This is a genomic window from Psychrobacillus sp. PGGUH221 (assembly GCF_042055255.1).
GTDB lineage: Bacteria > Bacillota > Bacilli > Bacillales_A > Planococcaceae > Psychrobacillus.
The window spans coordinates 162756-178232 of record NZ_JAQMHQ010000007.1 but is presented as its reverse complement, the minus strand read 5'-3'; the positions used below and the strand labels follow the sequence as shown (position 1 = coordinate 178232).

Annotated in this window: 13 protein-coding genes and 1 other annotated feature; of the genes, 4 read left to right on the top strand and 9 right to left on the bottom strand. The window is 35.8% G+C overall.

Features of this window, described 5'->3' with window-relative positions:
• Positions 1–105: 105 nt before the first annotated feature.
• The 4 genes from PGC35_RS13355 to PGC35_RS13340 all read right to left on the bottom strand — a co-directional run bounded on the left by PGC35_RS13355 (position 106) and on the right by PGC35_RS13340 (position 6486).
• Positions 106–702: a hypothetical protein gene (locus PGC35_RS13355; protein WP_375219502.1), complete on the bottom strand. Its 597-nt coding sequence runs from the start codon at positions 700–702 to the stop codon at positions 106–108.
• 340 nt (positions 703–1042) lie between these two features.
• Positions 1043–3454 carry a phenylalanine--tRNA ligase subunit beta gene (pheT, locus tag PGC35_RS13350; RefSeq protein ID WP_375219501.1) on the bottom strand — a complete coding sequence of 804 codons (2412 nt, stop codon included), beginning with the start codon at positions 3452–3454 and terminating at the stop codon, positions 1043–1045.
• A gap of 12 nt (positions 3455–3466) precedes the next feature.
• Positions 3467–4504, bottom strand: a complete 1038-nt coding sequence (pheS, locus tag PGC35_RS13345) for a phenylalanine--tRNA ligase subunit alpha (RefSeq protein WP_053588676.1) — start codon at positions 4502–4504, stop codon at positions 3467–3469.
• Between the two features lie 162 nt (positions 4505–4666).
• Positions 4667–4898: a binding site (T-box leader), on the bottom strand.
• 826 nt (positions 4899–5724) lie between these two features.
• Positions 5725–6486: a TrmH family RNA methyltransferase gene (locus tag PGC35_RS13340; protein WP_375219500.1), complete on the bottom strand. Its 762-nt coding sequence runs from the start codon at positions 6484–6486 to the stop codon at positions 5725–5727.
• A gap of 91 nt (positions 6487–6577) precedes the next feature.
• Between PGC35_RS13340 and sspI the strand changes: the two genes are divergently transcribed.
• Entirely contained in the window at positions 6578–6784 is a 207-nt protein-coding gene (gene sspI, locus PGC35_RS13335) for a small acid-soluble spore protein SspI (RefSeq protein ID WP_053588674.1), read from the top strand.
• A 41-nt stretch (positions 6785–6825) separates the two neighbouring features.
• Here sspI and PGC35_RS13330 read toward each other — a convergent pair whose 3' ends face one another.
• Both PGC35_RS13330 and PGC35_RS13325 read right to left on the bottom strand, forming a co-directional pair.
• Positions 6826–7329: a hypothetical protein gene (locus PGC35_RS13330; protein WP_375219499.1), complete on the bottom strand. Its 504-nt coding sequence runs from the start codon at positions 7327–7329 to the stop codon at positions 6826–6828.
• Positions 7326–7535, bottom strand: coding sequence for a helix-turn-helix transcriptional regulator (locus PGC35_RS13325; protein ID WP_375219498.1), 210 nt, complete (start codon positions 7533–7535; stop codon positions 7326–7328). Before PGC35_RS13325 ends, PGC35_RS13330 begins: the two co-directional genes overlap by 4 nt.
• A 336-nt stretch (positions 7536–7871) precedes the next feature.
• Between PGC35_RS13325 and PGC35_RS13320 the strand changes: the two genes are divergently transcribed.
• From PGC35_RS13320 to PGC35_RS13310, 3 genes are all read left to right on the top strand, one after another.
• The gene (locus tag PGC35_RS13320; RefSeq protein WP_375219497.1) at positions 7872–9266 is read left to right on the top strand and encodes an FAD-binding oxidoreductase; all 1395 of its coding nucleotides are present in this window, start codon (positions 7872–7874) and stop codon (positions 9264–9266) included.
• A 1-nt stretch (position 9267) separates the two neighbouring features.
• A complete protein-coding gene (locus PGC35_RS13315; protein WP_375219496.1) occupies positions 9268–10206 on the top strand; it encodes a bile acid:sodium symporter family protein in 939 nt (312 codons plus the stop codon).
• Between the two features lie 182 nt (positions 10207–10388).
• Complete coding sequence (locus PGC35_RS13310; RefSeq protein WP_375219495.1) at positions 10389–10937, top strand: hypothetical protein; 549 nt, start codon at positions 10389–10391, stop codon at positions 10935–10937.
• A gap of 327 nt (positions 10938–11264) precedes the next feature.
• Here the strand turns inward: PGC35_RS13310 and argF are convergent, their stop codons facing one another.
• The 3 genes from argF to PGC35_RS13295 all read right to left on the bottom strand — a co-directional run bounded on the left by argF (position 11265) and on the right by PGC35_RS13295 (position 15437).
• Entirely contained in the window at positions 11265–12230 is a 966-nt protein-coding gene (gene argF / locus PGC35_RS13305; protein WP_375219494.1) for an ornithine carbamoyltransferase, read from the bottom strand.
• A 142-nt stretch (positions 12231–12372) separates the two neighbouring features.
• The gene (locus PGC35_RS13300; RefSeq protein ID WP_375219493.1) at positions 12373–13461 is read right to left on the bottom strand and encodes a M42 family metallopeptidase; all 1089 of its coding nucleotides are present in this window, start codon (positions 13459–13461) and stop codon (positions 12373–12375) included.
• Between the two features lie 71 nt (positions 13462–13532).
• The gene (locus PGC35_RS13295; RefSeq protein ID WP_375219492.1) at positions 13533–15437 is read right to left on the bottom strand and encodes a DUF2207 domain-containing protein; all 1905 of its coding nucleotides are present in this window, start codon (positions 15435–15437) and stop codon (positions 13533–13535) included.
• Between the last annotated feature and the right edge of the window lie 40 nt (positions 15438–15477).

Here is a 15477-nt window from a genome sequence, read left to right as displayed (position 1 = left end):
GGTTTTTATTACAGTTTTTTGTATCGTTCATTATCCTTACTACTCTAAAAAAGTTTAAAACAAATTGATCAATAGATATATACCTTCCGGAAAAAGGAGTATGTTTTAGTCGGTTAGTGAAAAATCCTTTTTGATTTGTTCAATGCTCCTATTTGTTATTTCTGCAATGTATTTCAATAAATCATCATATTTTTCTCGATTATTTAGTTTTTTAAATTTCTCAACAAGACCCTCAAAACCTTTAAAATATTCACTATGATAACTTGGGTTGTTATAAATTTTAATAAATTCAAGATAATCTTTTGTATACATTTTATCTTTAATTTGAATAAGAATATCATTCCAATTTTTAATTCTTTTTTTATGAATAGGCTTTTTTACTCCCAATTCCTTATTTTCTTCATTTTTTATCTGTTGAATAAATTGTTCTACTTCAAGTATATATTGAAAAAGCTCATTCCTGTTTTGGCTATCCAATTCCATTAGTATTTTAATTTTATAATGATCATAACGCCCTTTCCTATGATGCAATTTTCCCTCAGTTTTGTTTGATTCTTTTTTCTTAGCAGTATTTTCTTTTATTACCTTTCCTCCAGCACCCAATAAACCTAATACTGCCGTAATTTCTTTGCGGTTTTCTTTAATTATTTTTCCTGCTTTTTTTCCACCTTCAATAATTGGTCCAATTGGAATTCTACCCATATGCCCCACCTTAATTTAAGAGTTAGTTTTTATGTAATTAAATTCGACGTTGTAAAGACCGTTTCCTTCTTAAATTAACCTGCCCCGTTAGTTTTAGTGAAACCCTTCACAATCAATAGCTATTTTAACATAAGTATCCAACAAAAAATCACCTCTCAGTTAAACTAGAGAGGTGATTTTAAAATTCTTTTATAAATATCAGTAACCGACTTTAATGTAAAGTTACCTACTATAATGTAACTGGACAGTAACAGCTCCATATCATTTTGATCATTTCCAAATGTTTCATCTTTTTATTCATAAAAAAGCAGCACCAATAATTGGTGCTGCTCCATTTAAATTATCCTCTTAACTCTGCTCCTGCTTGTTCTGCAAGTGCTTTTAATACTTTGTTATGGGCATTCACAACTTCTTCGTCTGTTAGTGTACGTTCTGGGTCGAAGTATGTGAGAGAGAATGCAACCGATTTTTTACCTGGTTCCATTTTTTCTCCTTCATATAAGTCGAAAAGATGTACACCTTTTAATAGTCTTCCACCAGATAATTGAATAATTGCTTGTAGTTCGCCAGCTGCTTTTTCGCTGTCTACTACTAATGCAATATCACGTGTAATTGACGGGAATTTTGAAACTGGTGCATAGTATAATGCATCCAATTCTTTATTTAATACTTTTGCTAAATTAATTTCTACTACATAAGTTTCTTTCAAATCACGTGCTTTTTGCTCAGAAGGATGTAATTGCCCGATGACACCGATTGCTTCTCCTGCTAGCTTAATGGATGCAGTACGTCCTGGATGTAAGCCATCTATTACCGCTTTTTCAAATGTAAGTTCACTTGTATGGCCAAGAAGTTCCATTAAACCTTCTACAATTCCTTTTAATACAAAGAAATCAACTACTTTTTTCTCACCTTGCCAGCTATGCTCTAGCCATTTACCTGCAATTACTGCTGCTAAATGTTCTTGCTCATGTGGTAAACCTGATTCTGTTTCTCCTAAGAACACAGACCCTACTTCATAAAGTGCCACCGTATCTGCTTGACGTGCAGTATTATACGTAACAGCTTCCAATAAGTGCGGGATTAAGCTTTGGCGAAGGATGCTACGTTCTTCACTCATTGGCATTAATAGTTCTGTGACTGGAGCAGTTTCTAATGCAAATTTTTGAGACATTTCTTTAGAAGTTAAAGAATACGTAATAGCTTGATAAAGACCTGCACCTTCCAAATAACTTCGAACTTGACGACGTTTTGCTTGGTAAGAGGTTAAGCCACCTGGTTTTGATTCTTCCACTGGTAAAGTCATTGGAATTTCATCGTAACCGTACATACGAGCAATTTCTTCCACGATATCCTCTGGAATTTTAATATCTTGACGACGAGTTGGAGCATTAATATATAAGTATCCATTTGCCGCTTGATAATCAAACTTTAATCTGCTCAAAATAGATGTCATGTCTTCTAGAGAAATTTTCATCCCTAAACGGTTATTGATGAAATCAGGAGACACGACTACTTCTGTAGGTTTTTTGTCTAACTCATCCATTATAACAGAACCAGCTAATACTTCTCCGCCAGCGAGCTCTGCAAGAAGACTTGCCGCTCGTTCAGCAGCTAGAATTACACGATTTGGGTCTACACCTTTTTCAAATCGAGCGCTTGCATCACTTCGTAAGTTGTGATCTTTAGATGTTTGTCGAACAGAACCACTTGCAAAGTATGCAGATTCAATTACTACCGTTGTAGTTCCATCATGCACTTCTGAATTTGCGCCACCCATTACACCAGCAATTGCAACTGGTTCTTGACCATTTGTAATTACTAAATGAGTGGACTTCAATGAACGCTCTTGATCATCCAATGTGACAATTTTTTCCCCTTCTTCTGCAAGACGAACGACAATTTCCTTTGTTTCTAATCTGTCATAATCGAATGCATGAAGAGGTTGACCATATTCCATTAATACGTAATTTGTAATATCTACTACGTTATTATGTGGACGAACGCCAGCTGCCATCAAGCGATGCTGTAACCATAATGGTGATTCTTTTACTTGAACATTTTTCACCACTTTTGCTACGTACATTGGATTTTCTTCCATAGCATTAACACGTAAATTTAAATAATCAGATGCTTGTTCATTACTTTCATTGTAAGTTGCTTCCGGATATTTCATGTCTTCTGATAGGATTGCCCCTACTTCATAAGCTACCCCAAGCATACTTAGTGCATCTGAACGGTTAGGAGTCAGACCAAGTTCAAGGATAATATCATCTAAACCTAGTAAAGGCAATGCACTCTCCCCAGGAGTTGCTGATTCTGGAAGTACATAAATACCCTCTGCATACGCTTTAGGTACGAGTCTTCCTTCTATACCTAGTTCTTGAAGAGAACAAATCATTCCGTTTGATTCTTCTCCACGAAGTTTTGCCTTCTTAATTTTTATTCCACCAGGCAGTACTGCTCCTGGTCGTGCAACGATTACTTTTTGTCCAGCTGCAACATTTGGAGCCCCACAAATAATTTGTGTTATTTCTTCTCCTACGTCTACTTGGCAAATATTTAATTTGTCTGCTTCTGGATGCTTCACACAATCCTTTACATAACCTACTACAACGTTTGTCATCCCTTGAGAACGATCTATTACTGCATCAACTTCAATACCTGAACGAGTTATTTTTTCACCCAAATCCTTTGGATCGAGTCCTTGCGTATTTACATATTCTGCTAACCATTTCGTAGAAACTAACATGTCATTTCCTCCTTACACTTCTGTTCGGTGGAATTGCGATAAGAAACGCACATCATTCGTATAGAAATGACGAATATCTTCCACTCCATATTTCAACATAGCAATACGTTCTGGGCCCATACCAAATGCAAAACCTGAAAGCTTTTTCGAATCATATCCAGCCATTTCAAGGACATTCGGATGCACCATACCAGCACCTAAAATCTCAATCCAGCCTGTTTTTTTACACACGTTACAGCCACTACCACCACACTTGAAGCAAGAAATATCCATTTCAACAGATGGCTCTGTAAATGGGAAGAAACTTGGACGTAGACGGATTTCTCTATCCTCTCCGAACATTTTTTTCGCAAAAACAGAAAGTGTACCTTTTAAGTCACTCATTCGAATATTTTCACCTATTACCAATCCCTCAATTTGAGTGAATTGATGTGAATGAGTCGCATCATCATTATCTCGACGATACACTTTACCTGGACAAATAATTTTAATTGGCTTGCCTTCTTTTGCTTCCATTGTCCGAGCTTGCACAGGTGATGTATGTGTACGAAGAAGAATATCTTCTGAAATATAAAAAGAGTCTTGCATATCACGAGCTGGATGTCCTTTTGGCAAGTTCAAAGCTTCAAAGTTGTAGTAATCCTTTTCCACTTCTGGACCTTCGGCAATTTCATAACCCATGCTGATAAATAAGTCCTCAATCTCTTCTACCACTCGTGTTAAAGGATGATGATTCCCAGTTTTAACTGGGCGACCTGGTAATGTAACATCAATAGATTCTTTTTCTAATTGCTCTTGAATTGCTTGCTCTTGAAGGAGTGTCATCCGAGCTTCTAATACTTCGGTTACTTCTTCTCGAACAACATTTACTAGAGCTCCCATTTTTGGACGTTCATCTGCAGGAAGTTTACCCATTCCTTTTAATAAATCCGTAATGGGTCCTTTTTTCCCTAGGTATGCAACACGTACATCATTTAATTCTTTTACATTTTGTGAAGCTTCAATTTTTTGCAAAGCTTCTTCTTTTAATTGTTGAAGTTGTGCTTCCATGTTTTATGATCTCTCCTTAATCAAATTCGCCTTGGCTTATTTGAGTCCAGATTTTAAATCGAGCCCGCTCGATGAACTCCATTACAAAATCTGTGCCATCCGCCGAAGGCATGCATGTTTCCGCTAATTGAAATTTTGACAAAATAAAAACCCCGCCCCTATAAAAGGGACGAGGACTAATTTCGCGGTACCACCCTGATTATTGTACAAAAAACGTACAATCACTCAATTCGACTAACGGCTCTACACCGGCACACCTTTACAGCAATTGCTGGTCCCGGTGGCAGCTAACGGGGTGAACTTCAATATGCATTCTCCAATTACACTTTCAGTCAAGGTGTAAAATTCCTTTATTCGAATCGTCATATATACTTTTCCCGATGACAGCTTTTTTATTTATCAAATTATATTCTATTATACGGACTTTTAAACGTTTCATCAAGTGTGACTTTTTTATATTATACACAACTGAACCATAATGTTGCGCATACTAGATAAAATACGTCTTAAAGAAGTGCCCGCTAGGAGTTTCGCAGCAGTCGGACGCTTTCCGCGGGGTGAGCGATGAGCCATCACCGCCGCTACGCGTTCGTTGTGATGACTCATCTGTCTCACTCATCCCGCTGGAGTCGCCGCCTGCTGTGAAAATCAATGGAACTTGCTGGTTAATCAATAGCAAAATGGGATAGATCATTAGATTTATCAACGTCTTACTAGCAGTAATTTAGTTAAAATCATTTTTTTTACAAATTAATTACATAATTACGCACAATATTCCAGAACATTTTTCTCAACTTAGACTACCGTACTCGCAACATTTCTATTCATACGTACAATATATATAAAAGCTAATTAGAAAATAGCATCTCATGCCAAGTTAAAGCTTTTTTATAAGAAATGTTGTCATGTTTATAGGTCGGTTTGTCGCGTTCATAGCGAGTATTGTCTCGTTCAACCATTTATTGGATTTAGCGTGGTGGTGTGAGACTCCTGCGGGAATAGCGTTAGCCGAAGACCCCGCTGTTGTGCGGAAGGCAATCTAAGTTCGCCGCATCCTGCTCCTGCGCAAAGCTCGTCGCAAAAGAACTTTTGCGGCAACGATTGCATGACCAACATCGTGTTGGCCTAGGAGGCTAAGGCATCGCCCGCGGAAAGCGAAACGCCAGAGCGCTAAATCCTAGCGTAATCCCTTACTCGCAACAATGTTGCTCATTTGCGAACTATAATGACAATCCGTACAACAGTATTCCTGTTGCAACCGACACATTTAATGACTCAGCTTGTCCAAAAAGGGGCACAATAATGTTCTGATCCGTTTTTTGCAGTAGCTCTTCACTAATGCCACTTCCTTCATTTCCAACGATTAAGGCAAATGCATTACTTATTTCTACTTTGTTAAAAGGTGTTGAGTTTTCAAATGCTGTACCGAAAACGGGAATCTGACGTTTTTTTAATTGATCTACCCAATAATGCAAGTCTCCTTTTAAAATCGGTATATGAAAATGAGAGCCTTGTGCTGATCTTAGCGTCTTTGGATTATATGCATCCGCAGATCCTTTACCTAAAATTACTGCATCGATTCCAGCAGCATCGGCTGTACGGATCATTGTACCAATATTCCCAGGGTCTTGAACTGCATCAATTAACAAAAGGCGCTTCCAATTGGCATGCTCTTCCTCTATCACAGTTTGCTGCTTACAATGAGCAAATATACCTTGTGTATGTTCTGTTTCTGCAAGTTCTTTTTTAATAACATCATTAATTTCTACTATTTCTATATTGTCTACGTCCCAAGTCACAGGAATTTCGCTTGTGTCACTAATCATTATAGTTAATACTTTTTCTTTTTGTTTAATCGCTTCTTCTACTAAGTGATATCCCTCTATTAGAAACTCGCTTGTTTTTTCGCGCTCTTTTCGAACACTTAATAATTTTTTCCAATGTTTCACTAGCGAATTTTGCGTGGATTCAATTCGTTTCATCTATATGTAACCGCCTTTTTTATTTAATAGTAACAAATTCATGTATAGCAAGCGAGTGTTTGGGGAAGATAATTGCAAGGAGTGATGAAAAATGGATTTTCAAATTCGAGAAGCAATATCAGCTAATATGAAAGGGCAATCTCCAACTGACATTCGCGGGGTTGTTGAGGATGCAATTCAAAGAGGAGAAGAACATTTACTTCCTGGGCTTGGAGTGTTCTTTGAAAAATGGTGGAACATTGCGGATGATACAAAGAAAAACGCTGTACTAAATGAACTTTCAACTGCATTCAAATAAAAAGAACCCGTGAAGAAAATATGATTCTTCACGGGTTCTTTTTATACCTCCTCTTCTTCAACGGTATGTTTTCGAACATTTACATAAAAAATAAGATATTGCGTCATAGAAAGAACAATTATATTCAAAATGATCAATAGCTGAGATGCAGGTAAAAATAGATGGATAACTGCGGATAAAGGCAATGACCATGAAAAGAATGTGTATACTTTCTGAGTTGCTTTAGTTGTAATCATTTGCCATGCTTCATCATCTTCCATATATTCCGGTGGTTTTGTACCCCAAATAGTTATTTTGTTTCTTGGATGTTCTTTGTTATATTTAGATATTTTTGTACCGAATAGTAGAACCATCCCAATGTAAACAGGAAGCAACAAAAATAATATAAAACCTTCTAATGCACCTAACTCTACAGAGTAGGTGAACGAGCTATTAGCCTTAGCAAAATTTGATATTGCTCCAGTAATTACAATTGCAAATAATAGAAATAACAAAGCAAAGCCCATTTGCCAAAGTGGATATTGCACCCGAAAATCCTTCTTCATTTCCATTTCTCCCCTTCTAACCAAAATAATTCATCCACTTTACAGTCGAGAATATGTGCAAGCTTTAAAGAAAGTGTTATAGATGGGGAGAATTCCCCTTTTTCAATAAACCCAATTGTTTGTCTTGTTACTCCGGCTTTTTCACCCAATTCCCCTTGAGTGTAGCTAAATCTTGCCCTAAGCTCTTTCACACGATTTTTAAGCATTTAAATAACCCTTTCTTCAAAAAGTTAACTTTTATATACATAATGTAACGTATACTTAACATAATGTCAATTAAAATTAACAAAAAGTTAATTAAACCTCACTTTTAGCTATTGTATATATTTTCTTGAGTAAAATTGCGAAAATATTCACAAAGGTGAATTTGTCCTTCTATTAAGCTACTTTTAGACTAATATACAATATATTAAGTCCTTTTTTCTTCCAAAAAAGGTATTTTTATAACTTGCTATTTTCCTTTTTCTATTTGATAATTATACTATTAGAATTATCTGAAAAATTCTAATTTATATTTAATTCTAAGTGAAGAGGAGAAAAAAATGAGCACATCCATCGAAAGTATAGTACTTGCTTTAAAAGAATTTTTAGGAGACGACCAAGTTTCAACCAATCAAACAATTAGAGAACTTCATGGTAGAGACGAATCCTATCATGATATAAGCCTTCCAGATATTGTGGTATTTCCAAAAACAACTTTAGAAGTAAGTAATATCATGAAAGTTGCAAATAATTTAAAGGTACCTGTTGTCCCATTTGGTCGTGGTTCTAGTCTGGAAGGACACATCATTCCTTACGATAAGGGAATTACCATTGACTTTTCGTTGATGGATAAAATTATAGAAGTTCGTGAAAAGGATTTGCTTGTAAAAGTACAACCTGGTGTAACAAGAACTCAGTTGAATAAGGAGTTAAAAAAATACGGACTGTTCTTCTCTGTTGATCCGGGAGCAGATGCAACTTTAGGTGGAATGGCTGCAACAAATGCAAGTGGTACAACTACCGTAAAATATGGAGTTATGCGTGATCAAGTCCGCGATTTAGAAGTAGTACTTGCGGATGGAACTATTATACATACTGGTAACTTAGCTGCAAAATCATCTTCTGGATACCATTTGAACGGGCTTTTTGTTGGTTCGGAAGGGACACTGGGTTGTTTCACAGAACTGACTTTAAAAATATATGGTATTCCTGAATTCACAACAGCTGCTAGAGCAGTCTTCCCTACAGTCCAAAATGCTGTAGAGGCAGTTACATCTATTTTACAAGCTGGAATTCCAATCGCTCGAGTGGAATTAGTCGATGAAGAATCTATTCGTCAAGTAAACCATTTTAGCGATACAAATTATGCAGAAAGACCAACACTGTTTTTAGAATTCGACGGCAACGAAGCAGGATTAAAACAAGATGTTGAGTTTACAAAAGAAATAATGGAAGATCATGAATACGAAGAAATTCAATTTGAAACAGACAATACTGCTCGCACGAAACTATGGGATGCAAGACATAATCTGGCCTATGCTTATATACACGGAAACGTTGGGAAAAAGATGATGGTTACGGACGTTTGTGTTCCGATATCTGAACTAGCAGGTGCAGTAATTTTTGCAAGAAAAGAATTAGAAGCAATCGGACTTACTGGTGGAGTTGTAGGACATGTTGGAGATGGTAATTTCCATGCTCTATTAATGATTGACATGAATAATCCAGAAGAAGTTGCTAAAGCTGATGCATTTAATGAAAAAATCGTTCACTATGCGCTAGAAAGAGATGGTACTTGTACAGGAGAACATGGAGTTGGAGTAGGTAAACAAAAATATCAGGCTGCTGAACATGGAGAAGCACTTCATGTAATGGAGAAGATTAAACTAGCACTTGATCCAAATAATATTTTAAATCCTAATAAAATAGTAAAAATAGAAAGCTTAGGTGAATAAATTGAAAGTTTTAGAATCCATCAGTAACTTTGCAGGAAAATATTTTGCTTTTTTAGTAATAATAGTAGCGGTTATCGCATTCTTAATTCCGGATACTTTTTTACCGTTTGGAAAGTATATTACGATTTTGCTAGGAACAGTAATGTTTGGGATGGGGCTTACGTTGAAAGCTGTTGACTTTAAGTTAATTGCAACACACCCAAAACCAGTTTTATTAGGTGTGGCTGCACAATTTATTATAATGCCTTTTACAGCACTTGCTATTGCTTATCTATTACAGCTTCCTGGTGAACTTGCAGCAGGACTTGTCCTGCTTGGCTCTGTACCTGGAGGAACAGCTTCTAACGTTATGGTTTATTTAGCAAAAGGAAATGTTCCATTATCCATAACGATGACATCTTTTTCAACATTACTTGCACCTTTACTTACGCCAATATTATTGCTTTTATTAGCTGGTCAATGGATGCCAGTTGATCCTATGTCGATGTTTAAGTCAATTGTACAAGTAATTATTCTTCCAATCGCTCTTGGATTAATTGTTAAAAAACTACTACCTACATTTGTAGAAAAAAGTTTAAACGTCGTTCCTCTAATTTCTGTTTTAGCGATTATTACGATCGTTTCTGCGGTAGTAGCTGGAAACGTCGACAATATTGCTTCTGCTGGATTTTTGGTATTCTTAGGAGTATTTCTTCACAATGGGGCTGGTCTCCTTTTAGGTTATTATGCAGGGAAAATGACTGGTCTTTCCAAATTAGATTGTCGTGCTATCTCTATTGAAGTTGGGATGCAAAATTCAGGATTAGGTGTTGCATTAGCTACAGCTCACTTAGGCCCTCTTGCTGCTTTACCAAGTGCACTAGGTGCAGTTTGGCACAATATTTCAGGTCCTATCCTCGCGACATATTGGTCTAAACGTCCAGTTGAGAGAAGTGAATAAATAAGCTCTACTACAACGAAAACTACCGTGTCTGAAGTATAATTGACAAAATAATGACTGACTCATTTGCCGATAACACGACGATGGGTCAGTCTTTTTTAATGGGATTATATACATAAAAAACTGTAACAAAGTTTGTGGAAGTCACGACTAATTATAGAATGCAACCTTAATGAAAGGATGTGACCACTATACAAAAAATTTTCCTATTAATATTTATCCTAATAGCACTCGTTGCTTGCGGAACTGCAAAACAAGATAATGAACAGATATTTTTAAAAGATAACAAGGACATTATGGGCGATTTCATATTCCAACTTAAATCTGAAAAAGATACTTATACACAAAACGAACCCCTTCAAATTTACGCTGAACTGGAGTATGTTGGAGAGAGTGATGAAATTACGATTTATCACGCTAGTTCCCCTTTCATATTAGAGTTGAAAGAGTTAAATACTAATTTTGATTTTGGGTATGCGATGGATACACCACTTCTCAGCTCAACACTAAAAAAAAGGGAACCTTTTCGTATACCATATAGTTTTTCTGGTGGTTACAATGAATTCAGTCCAGATGATTACGTTCAATTTGTTAAGAAGCTAATGGATGGAGAATTTCCGATAGGAAGATATGTTATTAGTGGTAAAACAGATTTCTATATAGAAACAGATGAGGCAAAACAAACTTATAATATGGAACAATCAATTGAATTTGAAGTTGTGGAAAATTAAGATTTAACAGAACTAAAAAATCGTTAATCTCGCCTTGAAAAGTAATACCTGTTATCAATCAATATCGGATTGATGTGGATAGTACGGTTGCTTCATCCTTACCGCTTTTTTTAGAAGAGGGGGGTCGTGAGTTTACTGAGTAGGATTAGTTTACTTAATGTAAATAATAAAGAGTGATCCAGCGTCTCCTGAATCACTCTTCCTATGTAGTGATGAAGCCGTCCATCTTGACAGACAACATCACTGTATGGTGTTACAAATACAACCAATCTTATCAAACTGCTAGACAAACCCTGTCAAGTCAACTTGATTTCTATTAAATGTTTACTATGCCATTACAGAAGCAAGTACTGCTTTTTGAGCATGTAAACGGTTTTCGGCTTGTTGAAAAATATATGAGTTTGGACCATCTATGACAGATGTTGCAACTTCTTCTTCACGATGAGCAGGTAGGCAATGCAAAAACATATAGTCCGATTTAGCATTTGCTACTAATTCATCATTAATTTGAAAATCTTTAAAGTCCGCAAGTCTTTTTGCTGTTTCCTCTTCCTGCCCCATAGATGTCCAAACGTCTGTATAAACTACATCTGCATTCACAACTGCCTCTAATGGATCATTTGTCACAAAAAGTGACCCTCCATTTTCCAGTGCAATTGCTGTTGCTTCTTGAATTATTTCAGCATTCGCTTCATAACCCACCGGAGTTGCCACTGCAATATGCATTCCCATATAAGCTGCTGCAATTACCAAGGAATGAGCTACATTATTTCCATCACCTATATAAGCAAGCTTCAGACCTTCCATATTGTCTTTTACCTCATGTATCGTTAATATATCTGCAAGTGCTTGGCAAGGATGATACATATCAGTTAAAGCATTAATAACAGGTATACTTGCATGTTCTGCAAGTTCTTTCACCATTTCATGTGAATTCGCTCGAATCATAATCCCGTCTAAATATCCAGATAATACATGGCCAGTGTCATATACCGATTCACCTCGTCCGATCTGTAGATCACGTGCATTCATAAACATGCCATTTCCGCCTAATTGCTTCATCCCAACTTCAAAAGAGATTCTAGTACGAGTCGAATGTTTTTCAAAAATCATTCCTAAAGTTTTCCCTTCTAATAAGGGGGGACACTTTCCAGCCTTAGTCAATGCTTTCAATTCTACTGCTAGCTGTATTAGTTCTCTCACTTCCTCTTTTGAGTAATCCAAAAGTGTTAGCAGGTCTTTGCCTTTTAAACTATCAACCACTTTTAGATTAACCCATTCTAGTAATTTCATTTATAAAAACTCCTTTTTACGTATATTTATGTAACCTTTATTATAAATGTGAATAATTATAAAGTCAAATGAATTTTAATACAAATTTTATAATAATAAAAAAAGTCTAGAAAGGCTTTTTTCTGCCTTCTAGACTCTTTCATTACTCAAATGTTATTTGGTTTACAGTGTTTCGATCTAACTTTTTAATGACTTCTATTAGTAGATTTACTGTATTTTCATAGTCATCTCGATGTAAAATTCCAGCATGTGAATGTATATAACGAGTGGCAATTCCAATAGATAGAGAAGGAACTCCATTTAAAGAAATATGCATAGACCCAGCATCTGTACCGCCACCTGGAATCATCTCAAATTGATATGGAATATTATTTTCTTCTGCTGTATCAATTACTAGGTCACGTAGACCTTTATGTGAAACCATTGAAGCGTCAAATAATATAACTTGAGGCCCTGCTCCCATTTTGCTTGTTGATTCTTTAGCAGTAATTCCTGGTGTATCCCCTGCAATACCTACATCCACTGCAAAACCTATATCCGGTTTAACTTTTACTGTAGAAGTTTTTGCCCCACGCAGACCAATTTCCTCTTGAACGTTTCCAACTCCATATACAATATTCGGATGTTTTTCATTTTTTAATCCTTTTAATACATCAATTGCAATGGCACAACCAATGCGATTATCCCAAGCTTTAGCCAAAAGTAATTTATCGTTATTCATAACAGTGAACTCAAAATACGGAACAACCATATCCCCTGGTAATACTCCCCATTCCATTGCTTCTTCTTTGGAAGATGCACCTATATCGATAAACATATCTTTTACGTCAACCGCTTTTTTACGAGCATCAGGAGTTAATATATGCGGTGGCTTTGACCCGATAACACCAGTAATTGTGTCTCCTTTACGAGTAACAATTGTAACACGCTGTGCAAGCATGACTTGAGACCACCAGCCACCTACAGTTTGAAAACTTAAAAATCCTTTATCATCTATTTTAGAAATCATGAAACCGACTTCGTCTAAATGACCTGCAACCATAATTTTTGGTCCGTTTGCATCGCCGACTTTTTCGGCAATTAGACTTCCTAGATTATCATATTCAATTTTGTCAGCATGAGGAGCAATATACTTCTCCATTACCTTACGTGCTTCTCGCTCATTTCCGGGAATAGCTTTAGCATCTGTCAATTCCTTTAACATAGTTAATGTTTCATCCAGCTGTGCCATTATTTCGACCTCCTAAATATCTATCTAATATATTATATTCTAAAATATATGCATTTTCAAAATTTAACTAGTTAGTCTGCTCCAGCTCCTCCTCCTCCACCATCACTCCCTCCTTCACTTCCACCACTAGAAGCTCCTCCCCACGAAGTTCCATCTGATGAAGCTACTTTAGTCCACTTCCATGACTGAGTAACATAGTCAAGTGGATCCGTTGAAGTTAAAAGCAAAGCAGCAAGAGGAGATGATATCTCCTGCAAAGAAACTTTCTTTTCATTTTTTCTACCAAGTAGATAAGCCCTGACAACCCATTTTTCTTGTTCTTTATCACTTAAATTATCTGGTATACCTAGTTTAATGCTACTTTTAAAGGAACGTATCGCATCCTTTGCACGAACAGCATTCATAGATAATATATTTCTAGGAAGTACTATAAATAAAACTGTGAACATTAATAACAAATTCACTAGAATATCAACTAATTGATCATTAACAAGGGAAGTTGTTGAGAAATACATAATAATGATATATAAGCCAAAAAATAAATTTGAACGTTTTTTTAACCAAATTATAAGCAGAAATAGAAATGTTATGGCTAATATAAATCCAATTCCCCAGCTACTACGTAAATCTGCATAATAAGAAAAAGCTGTCATTGTAGCTAAAACTATTGTAGATATACTTAATATTATTAAGGGAAGCTTACTATTAAAAGTTCCAGCTTCCTCTAAATCACTTTCAACTAAACGATGCCATTTCATTTGCTTCTTCTTAAAGTCTTTTACTCTCCCATGAAAATAACTGGAAGTCTTGTTATTTCTAGCTGCACCTGCAGCATCGTGTAAATGAAATGCCCATTTACTAGAGCCACTTCTAGTTGTAAAAAGCCAATTAATCATCTGTTTCTCAAAATCAGAAGAAGCCAATGATCCTTTAACTAATCGAAAATCAAGTGTTTCCTTTGGCGCATGAGAATCCTCTTTAAAACGAAGTGCTGCTTTTGTTTGCCTAACTGTGGCAGCCCCTTTTTCTACCAATGAAAATAGTCCCGCCAAAAAAGCTTTAGGATGTGGCTTACCTACTCGATCTACAAAGTATAAATATAAAAGATCTGTATTCATAACATCCTCAGTTGATCCTTTTCGCCAGAAGTGCCTTTGTGGTAATAAAAAAAGAAGAATAACGATAATAAGTATACCAATTGTAGCTTTTGGAATAATTACATGTAGTTTGTCTATATAAGAAATACGTTTTTCCAATTCTTTCTGTATTCGCTTTTCATTGGCTATTGCTTGTTGTAAAGGAATAGCAGCCTTCGTTTTTTCCATATTATTCATCATAGAAGATGGGAAGAAAAAGCTTGTTTTAGTTTCGGTGTATGCTTCCGAAACAGAAGTGTTAAATCGGATTCCATACTGTGACTTTTCATTTTTCTTTGCATTCCTATCAAAAAGCACACCATCAAAATTAGTGGGATCTGTTGTACTAGGAAGGATGAAGTCAATTGTCACATTATTAATATTCTGATCATGAGCATCCACATCTTCAAAATAAGTTACTTTCGCTTCACTATAAGAATCATATGCTTTTATACTATTTTTTAATGTATATACATATAAAAATGAAACTTGTTGATTCTCTTTATTTACTTTAGTACGATAAACTCCATTCTCTTTTGATACATTTAATTGTTTGAGCGTAGCATCATCTATAAATCCAGGCTCTGGTTTTAATTGAGATAATTCATAAGCATAGAAGTTTATTACATTATTATCGTGTATTTTAGGGAAGGATCGGCTGAGATTATTAAACTCCCCGTCAAAATTATACGTAAATACTTCATTAACTAAGAGATCTCCATTTGGTTGAATCCATGATTTAATATGAACCGATTCGATTGAATAGGATTTAGCCTCTGCAATGACACTAAATGAAAACATCATAATGAATAAAATAATTGTGCTAATCATCTTTTTCATCGGCAACACCTCCTAAAAATACTAATAACTCTAGTAATTT

What these genes read in the sequence shown, in the direction of transcription:
- pheS (WP_053588676.1), bottom strand. Translation starts at nt 4,504, where the DNA reads ATGGAAGCACAACTTCAACAATTAAAAGAAGAAGCTTTGCAAAAAATT.
- PGC35_RS13320 (WP_375219497.1), top strand. Translation starts at nt 7,872, where the DNA reads ATGAGCACATCCATCGAAAGTATAGTACTTGCTTTAAAAGAATTTTTA.
- pheT (WP_375219501.1), bottom strand. Translation starts at nt 3,454, where the DNA reads ATGTTAGTTTCTACGAAATGGTTAGCAGAATATGTAAATACGCAAGGA.
- PGC35_RS13300 (WP_375219493.1), bottom strand. Translation starts at nt 13,461, where the DNA reads ATGGCACAGCTGGATGAAACATTAACTATGTTAAAGGAATTGACAGAT.
- PGC35_RS13340 (WP_375219500.1), bottom strand. Translation starts at nt 6,486, where the DNA reads ATGAAACGAATTGAATCCACGCAAAATTCGCTAGTGAAACATTGGAAA.
- PGC35_RS13355 (WP_375219502.1), bottom strand. Translation starts at nt 702, where the DNA reads ATGGGTAGAATTCCAATTGGACCAATTATTGAAGGTGGAAAAAAAGCA.
- PGC35_RS13325 (WP_375219498.1), bottom strand. Translation starts at nt 7,535, where the DNA reads ATGCTTAAAAATCGTGTGAAAGAGCTTAGGGCAAGATTTAGCTACACT.
- sspI (WP_053588674.1), top strand. Translation starts at nt 6,578, where the DNA reads ATGGATTTTCAAATTCGAGAAGCAATATCAGCTAATATGAAAGGGCAA.
- argF (WP_375219494.1), bottom strand. Translation starts at nt 12,230, where the DNA reads ATGAAATTACTAGAATGGGTTAATCTAAAAGTGGTTGATAGTTTAAAA.
- PGC35_RS13295 (WP_375219492.1), bottom strand. Translation starts at nt 15,437, where the DNA reads ATGAAAAAGATGATTAGCACAATTATTTTATTCATTATGATGTTTTCA.
- PGC35_RS13330 (WP_375219499.1), bottom strand. Translation starts at nt 7,329, where the DNA reads ATGAAGAAGGATTTTCGGGTGCAATATCCACTTTGGCAAATGGGCTTT.